This is a genomic window from Methylobacterium sp. Ger2507 (assembly GCF_055231875.1).
Genome location: NZ_JBUYVC010000001.1, coordinates 1768737 through 1783882, shown reverse-complemented (window position 1 = coordinate 1783882; position 15146 = coordinate 1768737). Strand labels below are relative to the sequence as shown.

At 66.4% G+C, this 15146-nt stretch carries 15 protein-coding genes; 7 read left to right on the top strand and 8 right to left on the bottom strand.

The window, feature by feature from the left end; translation table 11 throughout:
• The first annotated feature begins 13 nt into the window (after window positions 1–13).
• The 4 genes from rnpA to ACV7NL_RS08300 all read left to right on the top strand — a co-directional run bounded on the left by rnpA (window position 14) and on the right by ACV7NL_RS08300 (window position 3594).
• Window positions 14–586, top strand: a complete 573-nt coding sequence (gene rnpA, locus ACV7NL_RS08315; RefSeq protein ID WP_463355385.1) for a ribonuclease P protein component — start codon at window positions 14–16, stop codon at window positions 584–586.
• Window positions 579–2441, top strand: a complete 1863-nt coding sequence (yidC, locus tag ACV7NL_RS08310) for a membrane protein insertase YidC (protein ID WP_463355384.1) — start codon at window positions 579–581, stop codon at window positions 2439–2441. The genes rnpA and yidC overlap by 8 nt, the downstream gene beginning before the upstream one ends.
• A gap of 134 nt (window positions 2442–2575) precedes the next feature.
• Entirely contained in the window at window positions 2576–3226 is a 651-nt protein-coding gene (gene yihA / locus ACV7NL_RS08305; RefSeq protein WP_056179514.1) for a ribosome biogenesis GTP-binding protein YihA/YsxC, read from the top strand.
• On the top strand, window positions 3223–3594 hold the full coding sequence (locus ACV7NL_RS08300) for a DUF423 domain-containing protein (protein ID WP_056484154.1): 372 nt from the start codon (window positions 3223–3225) through the stop codon (window positions 3592–3594). The genes yihA and ACV7NL_RS08300 overlap by 4 nt, the downstream gene beginning before the upstream one ends.
• Before the next feature lie 275 nt (window positions 3595–3869).
• Here the strand turns inward: ACV7NL_RS08300 and ACV7NL_RS08295 are convergent, their stop codons facing one another.
• Together ACV7NL_RS08295 and ACV7NL_RS08290 are read right to left on the bottom strand one after the other, a co-directional pair.
• Window positions 3870–4493: a carboxymuconolactone decarboxylase family protein gene (locus ACV7NL_RS08295; protein ID WP_463355383.1), complete on the bottom strand. Its 624-nt coding sequence runs from the start codon at window positions 4491–4493 to the stop codon at window positions 3870–3872.
• A gap of 35 nt (window positions 4494–4528) precedes the next feature.
• Window positions 4529–5974, bottom strand: a complete 1446-nt coding sequence (locus ACV7NL_RS08290) for a short-chain fatty acid transporter (protein WP_056484148.1) — start codon at window positions 5972–5974, stop codon at window positions 4529–4531.
• Window positions 5975–6203: 229 nt separating this feature from the next.
• Between ACV7NL_RS08290 and ACV7NL_RS08285 the strand changes: the two genes are divergently transcribed.
• Entirely contained in the window at window positions 6204–6554 is a 351-nt protein-coding gene (locus ACV7NL_RS08285; RefSeq protein WP_156633758.1) for a hypothetical protein, read from the top strand.
• Window positions 6555–6626: 72 nt separating this feature from the next.
• Here ACV7NL_RS08285 and clpB read toward each other — a convergent pair whose 3' ends face one another.
• Complete coding sequence (gene clpB, locus ACV7NL_RS08280) at window positions 6627–9257, bottom strand: ATP-dependent chaperone ClpB (protein WP_463355382.1); 2631 nt, start codon at window positions 9255–9257, stop codon at window positions 6627–6629.
• Window positions 9258–9487: 230 nt separating this feature from the next.
• Between clpB and ACV7NL_RS08275 the strand changes: the two genes are divergently transcribed.
• A complete protein-coding gene (locus ACV7NL_RS08275; RefSeq protein ID WP_463355381.1) occupies window positions 9488–10264 on the top strand; it encodes an MOSC domain-containing protein in 777 nt (258 codons plus the stop codon).
• Window positions 10265–10307: 43 nt separating this feature from the next.
• Here the strand turns inward: ACV7NL_RS08275 and ACV7NL_RS08270 are convergent, their stop codons facing one another.
• Window positions 10308–10583, bottom strand: coding sequence for a hypothetical protein (locus ACV7NL_RS08270; RefSeq protein ID WP_056179498.1), 276 nt, complete (start codon window positions 10581–10583; stop codon window positions 10308–10310).
• Window positions 10584–10801: 218 nt separating this feature from the next.
• Window positions 10802–11011, bottom strand: coding sequence for a hypothetical protein (locus ACV7NL_RS08265; RefSeq protein WP_056179495.1), 210 nt, complete (start codon window positions 11009–11011; stop codon window positions 10802–10804).
• Window positions 11012–11268: 257 nt separating this feature from the next.
• On the opposite strand from ACV7NL_RS08265, the gene argB reads away from it, so the two are divergent.
• On the top strand, window positions 11269–12165 hold the full coding sequence (argB, locus tag ACV7NL_RS08260) for an acetylglutamate kinase (RefSeq protein ID WP_056179492.1): 897 nt from the start codon (window positions 11269–11271) through the stop codon (window positions 12163–12165).
• A gap of 20 nt (window positions 12166–12185) precedes the next feature.
• Here the strand turns inward: argB and ACV7NL_RS08255 are convergent, their stop codons facing one another.
• The 3 genes from ACV7NL_RS08255 to ACV7NL_RS08245 form a co-directional block, all read right to left on the bottom strand.
• Entirely contained in the window at window positions 12186–13784 is a 1599-nt protein-coding gene (locus ACV7NL_RS08255) for a SpoIIE family protein phosphatase (RefSeq protein ID WP_463355380.1), read from the bottom strand.
• Between the two features lie 101 nt (window positions 13785–13885).
• Window positions 13886–14749 carry a GGDEF domain-containing protein gene (locus ACV7NL_RS08250; protein ID WP_463355379.1) on the bottom strand — a complete coding sequence of 288 codons (864 nt, stop codon included), beginning with the start codon at window positions 14747–14749 and terminating at the stop codon, window positions 13886–13888.
• On the bottom strand, window positions 14746–15132 hold the full coding sequence (locus tag ACV7NL_RS08245; protein WP_463355378.1) for a DUF1987 domain-containing protein: 387 nt from the start codon (window positions 15130–15132) through the stop codon (window positions 14746–14748). Before ACV7NL_RS08245 ends, ACV7NL_RS08250 begins: the two co-directional genes overlap by 4 nt.
• Window positions 15133–15146 lie beyond the last annotated feature (14 nt).

The following is a 15146-nucleotide window of genomic DNA, read 5'->3' as shown; positions in this document are numbered from 1 at the left end:
GATCGGGTCGACCTTGTCGACGATCGGGAGGCTGACGCGGCGCTCCGAGTTCCTGGCTGCTGCCAGCGGGCGTCGTTTCCACAACGAACGTCTATCGGCACAGGGCCTGATCCGTGCCGTGGACCCGTCTCTGGACGGTTCAACCCACGCTCAGCCCGGCGACGGACTGCGAATCGGTTTCACCATTACGAAGCGCGTCGGTCACGCCACGGAGCGCAATCGCATCCGGCGGCGTCTTCGTGCTGCCGTGACGCAGGCCGCTGGCGACCTGCCGGTCCGCCCGGCCGATGTGGTGCTGGTGGCCCGACGACCGGCACTGCATGCCCCTTTCGCGACTCTCATCGACGATCTGCGCCGCGCCGTCTCGGTCGTGACCAAGCCGCAGGGCCCGAAATCCGACCCGGCGGAGTCGCGTCCCGGCCGGCGCGGACGCGGCAAAGGCGCGCCTGCGTCTGGCGCATCGGCGACGGCTCCGGTATTGGCCTCGGGCGCGACGGCCTCCGTCGCGGTGCCCGGTCCCGGACCGGCTCGCGCGAACGCGCCCTCCCCACTTCCCAACGCATGCGACGGACCAACCGATGGGTAATGACAAGACGAACATGATCGTCGCGATCGCCTTATCGCTGGCGGTCCTGCTCGGCTGGAACTACTTCATCGCCGCCCCACGCGTGGAGCAGCAACGCCAGGCCACCTTGCAGAACAAGGCAGCGACGGAAGCGACGGGTCAGGCTGCCGGTCCGGACGGCGTGCCGAGCGCAAGTCCGAAGGAAGGCGGCCCGGCCAGTCCCGTCCCCGGCACCCTGCCGGGCGCTTCGAGCGCCGGCGGCATTGTCTCGCGTGAAACCGCGATTGCTCGCTCGCCGCGGGTGACCATCGATACGCCGGCGCTGGCCGGCTCCATCGCCCTGAAGGGCGGGCGCATCGATGACGTCTCGTTGAAGAATTACCACGAGACCGTCGACGACAAGAGCCCGAATATCGTCCTGCTCTCGCCCACCGGCACCGAGAATCCGTACTACGCCGAATTCGGCTGGGTCGGTCAGAATGCCGGGCCGCTGCCCAATGGCGATACGGTGTGGACGGCCGACGCCAACACCCTGGCACCGGGCAAGCCGGTCACGCTGAGCTACGACAACGGCGCCGGTCTGTTGTTCAAGCGCATCATCGCGGTGGACGACAAGTTCCTGTTCACGGTTCGCGACGAGGTCGAGAACAAGGGCGGCAACGCCGTCAGTCTCTATCCCTACAGCCTCGTCTCGCGCTGGGGTAAGCCGCACACCCAGGGTTATTACGTGCTGCACGAAGGCATGATCGGCGTGCTCGGCGCCGACGGCCTGCAGGAATACACCTACGATCACCTCGCCAAGGAACCGGCGCTCGGCAATGCCAGCACCAAGGGAAAGACCTGGACGGGCGTGACCGGCGGCTTCGTCGGCATCACCGACAAGTACTGGGCCGCGGCTGCCATTCCCGACCAGGCGACGCCCTATACCGGTAGCTTCACCGAGCGGACCGACGGTGCCACCAAGGTCTACCAGGCCAATGTCCTCGGCAACGTCCAGGTGGTTCAGCCTGGCGCCTCCGTGACCACGACGCAGCAGCTCTTCGCCGGTGCGAAGGAAGTGAACACCATCAACGCCTATCAGGCGAACCAGAACATCAAGCAGTTCGACCTACTGATCGACTGGGGCTGGTTCCACTTCATCACCAAGCCGATGTTCCGGGCACTGGACTTCTTCTTCCACCTGTTCGGCAATTTCGGCATCGCGATCCTGGTGGTGACCCTCTGCCTGAAGCTGCTGTTCCTGCCGATCGCCAACAAGTCCTATCAGTCCATGGCCAAGATGAAGGCCGTGCAGCCCGAGATGGCTTCGATCCGCGAGCGCTATGCTGACGACAAGATGAAACAGCAGCAGGCGATGATGGAGCTGTACAAGAAGGAGAAGATCAATCCGGTTGCCGGCTGCTGGCCGGTGCTGATCCAGATCCCGGTCTTCTTCGCGCTGTACAAGGTCCTGTTCATCACCATCGAAATGCGGCACGCGCCGTTCTTCGGGTGGATCCAGGATCTGGCGGCGCCCGATCCGACCAATATCCTCAACCTGTTCGGCCTGCTTCCCTTCGCGGCACCCGACTTCATTCACCTCGGCATCTGGCCCATCATCATGGGCATCACGATGTTCATCCAGATGAAGATGAACCCCGCGCCGCCGGACCCGGTTCAGGCGCAGATCTTCACCTTCATGCCGATCGTGTTCACCTTCATGCTGGGCTCGTTCCCCGCCGGTCTGGTGATCTACTGGGCCTGGAACAACACCCTGTCGGTGATCCAGCAATACGTGATCATGCGACGGAACGGGGTGAAGGTAGAGCTCTGGGACAACCTGCGGGGCATGTTCCGGCGCAAGACCGCCGACAAGAACGCCGTCGCCAAGAGCTGATCGCTTCGTCGATACGCAAGACGACGCTTCCCCACCCGGTCCTCTCCGTTTCGCAACGGGGAGGACTTCCTGTTTTCGGTGTGTCGGCTCGCGAGAGTGGTGGGCACGCCCTCTCCTTCGTCCGGAGCCGCCCGATGTCCCAAGCCGAAGACGATGCCGCCCTGCTGGAGGCCGGTCGCCTGCTGTTTGCCGGTGCAGCCGATTTCATAGCCTCCGCTCCGAACGTGCCCGCCCTGCCGCCGATGAAAGGCGTCGAGATCGCGTTCGCGGGCCGCTCCAACGTTGGCAAGTCGAGCCTCGTCAATGCGCTCACCGGCCGCAATACCCTGGCGCGGACGTCGCACACGCCGGGACGGACGCAGCAGCTGAACTTCTTCGATATCGGCGGCCGGCTCACCCTGGTCGACATGCCCGGCTACGGCTACGCGGCCGTGGAGAAGACCAAGGTCGAAGCCTGGACTGACCTGATCCACGACTACCTGAAGGGTCGATCGAATCTCGCCCGCGTCTTCATGCTGATCGATTCGCGCCACGGCCTGAAAAGCATCGACACCGACGTCCTCGACGGCCTCGACAAGGCCGCCGTGAGCTACCAGATCGTATTGACCAAGGGCGACGCGCTGAAGAAATCCGAAATGGATGCCCGCATCGCCGGGGTGCAATCTGCCATCGCCCGGCGCCCGGCGGCCTATCCGGAGATCCTGCTCACCTCGAGTCGCGATGATCGCGGCGTGCCGGAACTGCGTGCCAGCGTCGCCCGGCTGCTCCAGGAGCGCGGCGCATGAAGGGCCTTGATCGCGCCCTCCTGGCGCTCGGCGCCCTCGCCGGGCTCCTCGGCGTCGCGGCGAGCGCGGCCTCTGCTCATGTCAGCGGGGCCGACAGCCTGAAGACCGCGGCGCAGTTCCTGCTGTTTCACGCGCCCGCACTTCTCGCCCTCGCCGCACTTTCAGCGACGGGCACGACGCATCGGCCGGTCACGCGCCTTGCCGGCGCCGGCCTCGTCCTTGGGCTCACGCTGTTCGCCGGCGATCTCGCCCTGCGGGCATTGCACGGCACGGCACTGTTTCCCATGGCGGCGCCGATCGGTGGCGTCCTGCTGATGGGGGGCTGGTTGCTGATCGCCGTCGCGGCGCTCATTCCGACCCGGCGTTGAATCCGATCGTCATCGAGGCGATCAGGCGCCTCGCGGCCGACGTTCCAGCGCCGGTGGCCTTCGCCATTGGCACCGCCTGAATCTGCAATCGACATCAAGCCGGTGATCGCTCGAGCTTGGGCGCCAAAGATTGGCTTGTCGCAGCCATCGGTGTGACGACCGGCGACGTCGCGGTGCGACGTCAAGCGGAGGCTGGACGCAGATACGTCGCCGCATTGGCGCCAAGCCGAAGGTCGATCAACCCACCCCGTCGCCAGGATCGACGCCATAGCCCTCTACCTGATCAGGGGCGGCAGGGGCGGCGATACGCCCTCGGGGAGCGCCGTCCGCGCCATGTTCATGCTCATGGCGAGCAGCGTGTAGTAGCCATTGATCCCCGCCATCTCCACGGCGGCCTGCTCGCCGAAGGTCTGAACCGCACGCGCGTAGGTGGTGTCGCTGACCGCCTTGTTGTGGTGCAATTCCGTCGAGAACGCGTAGACCAGCGTCTCCTCTGGGCCCATCGCGTCCGGCCGCCGGCCTTCCTGAATCGCCGCGACGATGGCCGGATCGAGGCCCGCCTTCAGGGCGATCGGCGCGTGAATGTGCCACTCCAATTGCTGCGTCCATTCCCGGGCGGTGATCAGGATGATGAACTCGCTCAAGCGCAGGGGCAGCACGCTGCGGTAGCGCAGGTGCAGGCCCATGGTGCTGGCATTGGTCATCAATTCGGGACTGCGCAGCAGCGGCACGAACGGCCCGAACACCGGTGTCTGGCGCGCGCCCAGGAAGGCCTCCGCCGCATCCTTCTGTTCGGCGCTGAGGGCATCGGCCGGTATCGGCGGCAGGCGGTCTTGGGCCAAAGCGGACGAACTCCCGACAAGAAGGATCGACACGACCGGGAGGATGGCGAACCGCATGAGTTTGCTCCTCCCGTCCGGCTTCCGGCTCCTGCCTACGGCATTACCGGCGGGTGATAGGTCAGCGTGAAGGCCAGGGCCCAGAGCAGGAACAGCACCACCGGCAGGTGGATGAGAAGCTGCAGGAAGCTGAATCCGACGATATCGCGCGCCTTCAGTCCGAGAATGCCGAGCAGTGGTAGCATCCAGAAGGGGTTGATCAGGTTCGGCAAGGCCTCGGCCGCGTTGTAGACCATCACGGCCCAGCCGAGATGGACCTGCAGTTCGTTGGCCGCCTGCATCACGTAGGGCGCTTCCAGCAACCACTTGCCGCCACCCGAAGGCACGAAGAAGCCGAGCACCGCCGAGTAGACACCCATCGAAATCGGGAAGCTGCCCGTGGTGTTCAGGCTGACGAAGGCGTGGGTGATGACCTCGGAAACCGAGATGCCGGCCGCGTTCTTCGGCCCGGTCAACATCGCGCTGATGGCTGCGTAGAGCGGGAACTGGATCAAGATGCCGGCGGTCGCCGGCACGGCCTTCGCCACCGCCACGAGAAAGCGCTTGGGGCGCCAATGCAGCAGCAGACCGAGAGTGATGAACAGCAGGTTGTAGGTGTTGAGGTTCGAGATCGCGGTGATCCAGGATTGGCGCGCGAACTCCTGGTAGATCCAGCCGCCCGCGATCACCACCAGCAGGATCGTCAGGATCGGGGAATGCTCCAGCCACTCGCCGGGCTGCTCGGGCCGCCCGAGATCGGTCTTTTCGCGGGCAACGTTCACGCCGAGATCCTCGGCGGTCACGGCCGTGTTCGGACGCGGCGCCGATGCGTAGGCGATGATCACCGACATCACGAACAGAACCGCGGCGATCAGCATCGACTGCCACAGGAAGATGGTCTCACTGAAGGGGATCACGCCGGTGATCGGCAGGAGCGCCTTGGGCAGGCTCGCAGCATTGGCCTGGAGCTGGGCGGCCGAGGAGCTGAGGCCCATCGCCCACGTGGCGCCGAGCCCCAGATAGGCGGCGGCTCCGGCGGCACGGTAATCCATGCGGAGTTCGGTGCGGCGGGCCAGGGCGCGGGCGAGCAGGCCGCCGAAGATCAGACTGAGGCCCCAGCTCAGGAACGAGGACAGCATGGTCGCCGCGGCCACGAACCCGACGGCCCCACGCCCGGATTTCGGGATGGCGGCGAGGCGGTCGATCAGCGCCTGGACCGGTGGCGCCGTCGCCACGACGTAGCCGCCGATCGTCACGAAGGCCATCTGCATGGTGAACGGGATCAGGCTCCAGAAGCCATCGCCGAAGCTCTTGGCGATGGCGGGAGCCGGTGCCCCGTTGGCCAGGGCGCCCAGCGCCACGATAACCACAGCGATGGCCACGAAGATGAAGGCATCCGGAAACCACTTCTCAGCCCAGGCGGTAAACCGGATGCCGGCCCGTGACAGGGCGCTCTCCATCGCGGCGGAGTCGGCCTTTCGCTCCGGCGTGGGTGTCGACATCGGGACGTCCTGAGAATGAGGGAAGCAGTGGTGCGCGCGCATTCTCCGCAAATGCTGCCGCTGCTCAAGGCGAATTCACGCCCGTTCACAAGCTTGACGTCGGTTTGTCAGGGGGAAGGCGGCTGCGAGGATCCGCGCCTTCAGGTTTCCTTGATGGTTCGACCGCGATGATCACGGGGCTGGGGCGCGAGGCTTCGCGTGCGAGACTGGGAAGTAGAAGGGACTGTCGGTGACGGAGATCTTGAAGGTCCGTGACCTCGATACGCGGATGGCGGAGCGTCGGCGCGGAAGCGCGGCCGTACGCGACCTGCGGCGTCCGGACGAGGATACGGGCGCCTCGGACAAGCCGTTCCTGTCTCCACTCGGCTGGCTCGGTGCCGTTCTCCTGAACATGGCGCTGGTACTTCTCGTTGGATTGAGCGCCGTGCTGGTCCCGCCCCTGCTGGCCTGCCGCGAGCAAGGGGCACGGGGCTTCTTTGCCGGCGACACCTTTCAGACCTGCGCCGTCCGGGGCATCGGCGCCCGCTTCCGGGATCTCGACGGCCGCCTCCGGCGGGTGATCCTGCATTCGGGACAGTAAACCTCTGAAACGGCGAGGCCCGCGGCGGCGGGAGCCGTCGCGGGCCTTTCTGATCGCGTCGTGCGGAACCGATCAGTTCAGAGTCACGCTCTCCGGACGGCGCTCGGTGCTGAGGCCGGACTTGCCGACCGTGAGACCAAGCGGACCGACCTGCACCGGCACGGCTTCCCCGTCGTGGATCAACCCCGACAGGAGCTGCTCGGCCAGCCGGTCCTGCACCGCCTTCTGGATCACCCGCTTCAGGGGGCGCGCCCCGTAGGCCGGGTCGTAGCCCTTGTCGGCAAGCCAGTCGCGCGCCTCAGGCTCGACGTCGAGGGTGATCTTCCGCTCGTCGAGGAGCTTCTGCAGGCGCTTCAACTGGATCTCGACGATCGCCCCCATCTCGGACCGCTTCAGGCGGTGGAAGAGGATGATCTCGTCGATCCGGTTGAGAAATTCCGGCCTGAAGTGGCTGCGCACCACTCCCATCACTTCCTCGCGCACGGCATCGGTGTCGTCGCCCTCGCCCTGATTGACGAGGTATTCCGAACCGAGATTCGAGGTCATGATCAGGAGCGTATTGCGAAAATCCACCGTCCGCCCCTGGCCGTCCGTCAGGCGCCCGTCATCGAGCACCTGCAGCAGGACGTTGAACACGTCCGGATGCGCCTTCTCGATCTCGTCGAACAGCACGACCTGATAGGGTCGACGCCGCACGGCCTCGGTGAGCGCACCACCCTCCTCGTAGCCGACATAACCCGGAGGCGCGCCGATCAGCCGAGCCACGGAGTGCTTCTCCATGTATTCCGACATGTCGAGGCGAACCAGCGCCGTGTCGTCGTCGAACAGGAAGCCGGCCAAAGCCTTGGTCAGCTCGGTCTTTCCGACGCCGGTCGGCCCCAGGAAGATGAACGAGCCGATCGGCCGGTTCGGATCCTGGAGGCCGGCGCGAGCCCGACGGACGGCAGTCGCCACCGCCTCTACCGCCTCGCGTTGACCGACCACGCGCTCGCCCAGCGCGTTCTCCATAGCCAGGAGTTTGTCGCGCTCGCCCTCCAGCATCTTGTCGACGGGCACCCCGGTCCAACGCGAGACGACGCCCGCGATATGGGCCGGCGTCACCGCCTCCTCGACCATGCCGTCGCGCACGATGGCGCTCTCGGCCTGCGCCTCGATCTCGGCGAGTTGACGCTCCAGGCCCGGGATCACCCCGTAGGCGAGTTCGCCGGCGCGCTGGTACTGGCCCTGACGCTGGGCCGAGGCGAGATCGTTGCGGGCCTCGTCGAGCTTCTTCTTGAGCTCGGCAGCCGCCCCCAACTTGTCCTTCTCGGCCTTCCAGCGCGAGGTGATCGCGGCGGACTGTTCCTCAAGGTCGCCCAGCTCCTTTTCCAGCCGCACCAGACGGTCGCGGGAGGCGGAGTCGGTCTCCTTCTTCAGGGCCTCGCCCTCGATCTTCAGGCGCACGATCTCGCGGTCGATATTGTCGAGCTCCTCAGGCTTCGAATCGACCTGCATGCGCAGGCGCGACCCGGCCTCGTCCATCAGATCGATGGCTTTGTCCGGCAGGAAACGATCGGTGATGTAGCGGTTCGACAGGGTCGCGGCCGCCACCAGCGCCGCATCCTGGATGCGCACGCCGTGGTGCTGCTCGTACTTCTCCTTGATTCCGCGCAGGATCGACACCGTATCCTCGACCGTCGGCTCGGACACGAAGACAGGCTGGAAGCGCCGCGCCAGGGCGGCGTCCTTCTCCACGTGCTTGCGGTACTCGTCCAGCGTGGTCGCGCCGACGCAGTGGAGCTCGCCCCGTGCCAGAGCGGGCTTCAGCAGGTTCGAGGCGTCCATCGCCCCGTCCGCCTTGCCGGCTCCGACGAGGGTGTGCATCTCGTCGATGAACAGGATGATGCCGCCTTCCGCCGCCGTGACCTCGGAGAGCACGCCCTTCAGCCGTTCCTCGAATTCGCCGCGGTATTTCGCACCGGCGATCAGCGATCCCATGTCGAGGGCGAGAAGGCTCTTGTCGCGTAAGGATTCCGGCACGTCGCCGTCGACGATGCGCAACGCCAGCCCCTCGACGATGGCAGTCTTGCCGACGCCGGGCTCGCCGATCAGGACGGGGTTGTTCTTGGTGCGCCGGGATAAGACCTGGATCGTGCGGCGGATCTCCTCGTCGCGACCGATCACCGGGTCGAGCTTGCCCTCGCGCGCCGCTTCCGTGAGGTCGCGGGCGTATTTCTTGAGCGCATCGTAGGCGTTCTCGGCAGTCGCGTTGTCGGCGGTGCGGCCCTTGCGAAGCGCGTTGATGGCGCCATTGAGCGACGTGGCCGTTACGCCGGCAGCCGCAAGCGCCCGGCCGGCTTCGGTGTCCTTTTCGACCGCAAGAGCGAGCAGCAGGCGCTCGACGGTGACGTAGCTGTCGCCGGCCTTCTCGGCGGCCTTCTCGGCCGTGTCGAACAGGCGCACGAGTTCGCGCGTCGCCTGCGGCTGGGACGCGTTGCCGGACACCTTCGGCTGCTTAGCAAGCCAGGCTTCGGTCTGTGCGAGCGCAACCCGCGACTGGCCGCCCGCCCGGTCGATCAGACCGGCGCACAGACCCTCGGGATCGTCGAGCAGGACCTTCAGGATATGGCCCGGCTGGAATTGCGGATGGCCCTCGCGCATCGCGAGGCTCTGCGCGGCCTGCACGAAGCCGCGGGCGCGTTCGGTATAGATCTCAAAATTCATCGGTGTTCCACCTCCCCGTGTCGGCTCGACCCACCGCCCGCTTCACGCGGCACGGCCGGTCGCCGAGACGTCGCCCCCACGGCCGGTGCCGCTGGAGACCCCGGCGCCACATCGCCACCGGTCACCAGGATGTGGTGTTGCATATCGGCACCACAAGGGTTCGGATCGCGACGGATTTCAGAGCCGGTGCGGACTTGCGCTGCGCCGCCTTTCAGGGCCACGCTCGGCACATGACCGACTTCCCCTGCCTGCACCTCGACGCCCTCTATCGCTACCCGGTGAAGGGGCTCTCGCCCGAGGCGATGACGCAGGCGAGCCTGACGGCGGGGGATTATTTTCCAGGAGACCGCCTGTTTGCGGTGGAGAACGGCCCTTCGGGCTTCGATCCGGAGGCTCCGGTCCATCAGCCGAAGATCAAGTTCCTGATGCTCATGCGCGACGAGGCGCTGGCGCAACTCGACACGCACTACGATCCTCAGGATGGAACCTTGACGATCCGCCAGGGCGGCACGGTGGCGATACGCGCCGACCTCGCCCGTCCGGAGGGACGTGCAGCCATCGAGGCCTTCCTGACCGGATACATACCAGGGTCCTTACGTGGACCGGCCAAGGTTTTGACCGCGCCGGCGGGATACCGATTCACGGATTCCCCGCGCGGCTTCGTCTCGCTCCTCAACCTCGCCAGCGTCGCGGCCCTGGAGGATCTCACCGGCGCAGCCGTGGACCCGCTGCGCTTCCGGGCGAATCTGCACGTCTCGGGGCTGGCACCCTGGGCCGAACTCGATCTCGTCGACCGCACGATCACGACGACGGGCGGGGTGCGCCTCCACATCCACAAACGGACCCAGCGCTGCGCGGCGACGAATGTCGATCCGGCGACGGGCCAGCGCGACCTCGCGATCCCGCGCACACTTGCCCAGCACCTCGGCCACACCGATTGCGGCGTCTACGCCGAGGTGCTGGCAGGCGGCGTACTGACCACGGGAGAGACCTTGACGCTCACCTGAATCGGGCTTTCCCCGCAGACCCACATCGGCCGGCGCCGAGGGTTCAGATCGCGTCGCGGCGCACGAGGACGATGGCGGCGGCGTAGCCGGCCCGGCGCAGGTGACGCAGATCGGCGTGGCGACGTTCGCAGGTCACCTTGAGATAACGATCATCGCCGCCGGGCAGACCGGTCGAGGCCGCCAGGGTCTGCCCGTGCATCAGGCACTCCATCGGCGTTCGCGCCGGCGAGACGATGATGTCGAGGGCGGTGTCGCGCGAGCAATCCTTGGCCAAGAGGGTCGCGGCGCAAACGAGGGCAACGGACAGCAATTCGGACATGACGGACCCCTTGTTCGAGATGGCGAATAAGGTCCGCGGGATGGCTCCGGCGTTCGAGCGGCCGCGTGATCGTTGCCTTGGTGTTCCTCGTCTCGTTGTTCTTGGAAGAAGCTTTTCCCGAGTCAGGCCAAGCATGGCGTGTGCCAGCATCGGTTCTTATCGTTGGATGCAGTGCCGTCAGCGATGACGCGCGCGACAATTGACCTGTCGTGGTGCTGTCAGCCGCGCGTCCGCAGCCAATGCGGCTCGGGCTCCGAGCGCGGCAGAAGGGCTGCGACCGCGTCGAGATCGACCGTGAAATGGTCGGTCAGGAGCCGCCACATCTCGGAGGAAGACCCGGCCTGCGGGCCGAGTTGATCGACCGCGATGGCGATATGGCTGGGATGGAGCAGCGTGGGACGCGGATGGAACGGATCGGCATTCAGCATGGTGCAGGATCCCCGGCGATGGGACGATCATCAATCATCAACCTTAAGGAAGGCTTACGCTGAGCGAAGCTGGAACGGTCGGGCGCATTGGACACGCTCCCGCAGTACCGAACCGTCCCATCGCCTTGCCGGCCCTGGCGAAATCCGTCGCTCCCTCGCGAAATTCGTACCGGTGCTGCTTCGCACCGTCGCGTGGCTGCGTTAGAAGCCCGGCGTCGCGCGCGGTGCCCGACGCGCCATCGAGGACGAGCCCCACGATGAAAGAACCGCTGCCCAACGTTCATGTGCGCGCCGAGGTGCTGGTCCAGGCCCTGCCGCACATGCAGCGCTACGATCAGGAAATCGTCGTGATCAAGTATGGCGGCCACGCCATGGGCGACCGCGCGGCGGCCGAGGATTTCGCCGAGGACATCGTGTTGCTGGAGCAGTCCGGCCTGAAGCCGATCGTCGTCCATGGCGGCGGCCCGCAGATTGGTCGGATGCTCGGTCGACTCGGCATCGAATCGGAGTTCCGCGGCGGCCTGCGCGTCACCGACGAGGCCACCGTCGAGGTGGTCGAGATGGTTCTGGCCGGTTCGATCAACAAGCAGATCGTCGGTTGGATCTCGGCCGAGGGCGGTCGCGCGGTCGGTCTTTGCGGCAAGGACGGCAACATGGTCCGGGCCAAGAAGGCCACCCGCACCATCATCGATCCCGAGAGCCAGACCGAGCAGGAAGTCGACCTCGGCCTCGTGGGCGAGCCCGAGCATGTCGAGCGTGGAGTGCTCGACGCGGTGCTGAAGGCGGAACTGATCCCCGTCCTCGCACCGGTGGCGTTCGGCGCCGATGGCCAGACCTACAACGTCAACGCCGACACGTTTGCGGGCGCGATCGCGGGCGCCCTGCGGGCCAAGCGCCTGCTGCTGCTCACCGACGTCCCGGGCGTGCTCGACAAGGACAAGAAGCTGATTCCCGAGCTGTCGATCGACGATTGCCGCCGGCTCATCGCCGATGGGACCATCACCGGCGGCATGATCCCGAAGGTGGAAACCTGCATCTACGCGCTGGAGCAGGGCGTCGAGGCGGTCGTCATCCTCGATGGGAAGGTCAGCCACGCCGTGCTGCTGGAGCTGTTCACCGATTACGGTGCCGGCACCCTCATCCGCCGGGGCTGACCCGGCCGCCTGCCTCGCGCTCACATCGCGCGAGGCATCGCCTTCGGCCGGAAGGCCACGAGGGTCATATCATCGCGGCGGCCTTCGCCGGCCCGGTAAGCCGCAAGGTTCGTGTCGAGGATCGCCACCTGCTCCGACAAGGGTGCCTGCTGGTGGCTGGCGAGGATGTCCGTCACGCCGCGATGGCCGAGGAGACGCCGGGTCGGCCCCGCGCCGCCCATCTGGTCGGTAATGCCATCGGTCATCAGGTAGAGGGTCATCCCGGGAGTGACGCGCAGGCGCGACTGCTCAATGGCGATGTGTTCGCCCGTTCGCCGAGGATAGCCGATACCGCGCTTGGCACCGCGGATGCGGGTCACCGCCGCGCCGTCGAGGGTGGTCAGGGCCGTGCCGGCACCGGCAAAGCGAATCTCCGCCGCCTCCGGGTCCCAGATGCAGAGGCCGCAGTCGAGCCCGTCATCCGATTCCGAGCCGCGGCCATCCTGGCGCAGTTGCGTCCGTACCATTCCGTCAAGGGCCACCAGGATGGCGGCGGGATCACGCAGGCCGCGCTCGTGGATCAGCCGGTCCAGGGCCGTGGCGACGATGAGGGTGAGGAAGGCGCCTGGCACGCCGTGCCCGGTACAATCGGCGACCAGCAGGATGCCGAGCCCGTCGATCTCCTCGAGCCAGAAATAATCGCCGCCTACGAGATGAAGCGGCTCCCATAGAACCGCGACCTCGAGGCCGGTGCCATCGAGGGCCTTGCGGTCGGGAAGGACCGAACTCTGAATGCGCCGGGCATAGCCGATGCTCTCCATGACGAGGTGGTTGGCGTCCGCGAGCTTGCGATGAGCCTGCTCCAATTGCTGCAGAAGCTGCTTCGCCTCGTCCCCGGAGCGCAAGCCGTCGACCATACGGTTAAAGGCCTGGGAAATGACGTCGATTTCGTTGCTGGCCCGGAAGGCTCCGTCGAGTTCCACCGCCACCCAGCGCTTGTGCTCGACCTCGCGCATGGCGAGCAGCAGGCGCTTCAAGGGTGCCAGCACGTGGCGCCGCACGTTGGCGTGCAGGGTCAGAACAAACGCCAGCATCAGGATGAGACTGGTGACGACCGCGAGGATGCCCTGCTTCTCGGCATTGCTGCGCAGGTCCTCAGCCGAGATCGACAGGGTCAGCCGGCCCAGCGGCGCAGTGCCGGGGGCGGCAACCAGATCCGCCTGAGCGGAGATGAGTTCGAAGGACCGCGCGCGCCGCGTCTCGCCAAGGGTCATCAGCACCGTCCCGTTCGCATCGCGGAGCGTGGCCGAACGGAAAGCCGGGTCGAGGGTCAGAGCCTCCATCTGCCGGTGGTAGACCTGAGGGCTTGCGCTCCACTCTGGCCGGGCAATGGAACTGGCGGTGATCGCCGCCATCAGGTCGGCCCGCTCGGTGTAGAGGTGCAGCTGGTCGCGATAGTTCACCCAGGCGATGCCGATCTGCGTGACCAGAACGACCACGGCGATGACGGGATAGATCCGCAGGAACAACGTGTGTGCGAGACTGTCGAGGTCGCGTCCCTGCGCCGAACCGCGAAGCGCGCCGGGCCGCATGGTCCCGGGATCGTTGGAGGTCACGTCCAGGAATCCGGCAGCGCTCATGAAATCGCTGCTTTGCCGCGGACCGGCTCCCCGCAGGGAGCCGCCACGCTTCGATGCGGACGCCCCGCTGGCGGGCAAGGCTTCGGTGATGGCCTCGTCCGTCATGGCTGAATCGAATGCTCGGAGATCTCCGATGTGTCGGGTTTCGGCGCGACTCGGTTCCGGCCGCCATCCTTGGCGGTGTAGAGGGCCGCATCCGCCCGCTGCATCGCGCTCTCCAGGCTCTCCCCCTGCCGCGCCTGGGCGAGACCGATGCTCACCGTGATCGTCACCGCGGCGTCCATCGCTGGCACCGACGTCGCGGCGACCGCGTCCCGCAAGCGCTCGGCGAAAGCATGCCCGACCTCCAGGCTCGTATCCGGCAGGACAATGGCGAATTCCTCGCCGCCGGTACGGCCGATGAAATCGAGGGTCCTCAGGTTGGCCCGGCAGGTCGTCACGAAGGACATCAGAGCGGCGTCCCCGGCCGCGTGACCGAAGCTGTCGTTGAGAAGCTTGAAACGGTCGAGATCGAGCATGAGAATGCAGACCGGCGTGCCGCTGCGCTCGTGGCGCAGCCATTCGCGGGCCGCGATCTCCATGAACCGGCGCCGAGCGAGGGCACCCGTGAGATCGTCGGTGTCGGCCAGACGCCGCAATTCGGCCTCCAGTCGCGTCCGAAGCTCAATTTCACTGGAGAGCGCCGCGTTGAGCGACTGCAGATCACGGCGCTGCTCCGCGAGGCAATGATTGGCCTTCTGCAGCTCCAGTTGCATCCGGTCGCTCATCCGCACCAGACGGCGCTGCTCGCGGTAACCTCGGCGATAGGCATCGGCCAGGGCCTGGACGCCGCCAGCCACATCGGAGAGGCCGGAGAGCATCGCCTCCGTCCGGGTCAGCACGGCCTCTTCGGCGTCGTAGAGACTGAAGGAATCCGACGCCTTCTCCGGCGTGTTTCCAGTCGCGGCTCTGACTGCGCGCGTCATGCGGTTTCCCTCACCAGCTCGAAGCGTGCATGGGAGAAGTCGGCCGCGAAGTCCTCGCCCGCCTCCTCGATCGTCTCGTCGCCATCCAGGAAACGCCACTCGACCGTGACCCGACGTCCCCCTTCGGCGGCATCCTCGAGCGGCATGAAGAGGTTCATCAGCGCCTTGGCACTCGACGAGTTGAAGTAGGCCAGCCGGACCTCGAACACGATCGGGGTCTCGGACGCGATCGCCAGGTAGGCGCGCAGGGCCTGCAGCAACGGCCCGAAGAAGGCGGCCGCATCTTCGGGGTAGGATTCGCCCCGCAGGGACAGGTGCCCGGCCGCGAAGTCGAAGTCGACCTGCGGAGAGCGGTCCGTGGCGGGAATCTGGATTCGATCCATCGGTGGCAGGCTCG

Coding starts and splice junctions, on each gene's coding strand:
- yidC (WP_463355384.1), top strand. CDS start 579: ATGGGTAATGACAAGACGAACATGATCGTCGCGATCGCCTTATCGCTG.
- yihA (WP_056179514.1), top strand. CDS start 2,576: ATGTCCCAAGCCGAAGACGATGCCGCCCTGCTGGAGGCCGGTCGCCTG.
- ACV7NL_RS08300 (WP_056484154.1), top strand. CDS start 3,223: ATGAAGGGCCTTGATCGCGCCCTCCTGGCGCTCGGCGCCCTCGCCGGG.
- ACV7NL_RS08295 (WP_463355383.1), bottom strand. CDS start 4,493: ATGCGGTTCGCCATCCTCCCGGTCGTGTCGATCCTTCTTGTCGGGAGT.
- ACV7NL_RS08290 (WP_056484148.1), bottom strand. CDS start 5,974: ATGTCGACACCCACGCCGGAGCGAAAGGCCGACTCCGCCGCGATGGAG.
- clpB (WP_463355382.1), bottom strand. CDS start 9,257: ATGAATTTTGAGATCTATACCGAACGCGCCCGCGGCTTCGTGCAGGCC.
- ACV7NL_RS08275 (WP_463355381.1), top strand. CDS start 9,488: ATGACCGACTTCCCCTGCCTGCACCTCGACGCCCTCTATCGCTACCCG.
- ACV7NL_RS08270 (WP_056179498.1), bottom strand. CDS start 10,583: ATGTCCGAATTGCTGTCCGTTGCCCTCGTTTGCGCCGCGACCCTCTTG.
- ACV7NL_RS08265 (WP_056179495.1), bottom strand. CDS start 11,011: ATGCTGAATGCCGATCCGTTCCATCCGCGTCCCACGCTGCTCCATCCC.
- argB (WP_056179492.1), top strand. CDS start 11,269: ATGAAAGAACCGCTGCCCAACGTTCATGTGCGCGCCGAGGTGCTGGTC.
- ACV7NL_RS08255 (WP_463355380.1), bottom strand. CDS start 13,784: ATGAGCGCTGCCGGATTCCTGGACGTGACCTCCAACGATCCCGGGACC.
- ACV7NL_RS08250 (WP_463355379.1), bottom strand. CDS start 14,749: ATGACGCGCGCAGTCAGAGCCGCGACTGGAAACACGCCGGAGAAGGCG.
- ACV7NL_RS08245 (WP_463355378.1), bottom strand. CDS start 15,132: ATGGATCGAATCCAGATTCCCGCCACGGACCGCTCTCCGCAGGTCGAC.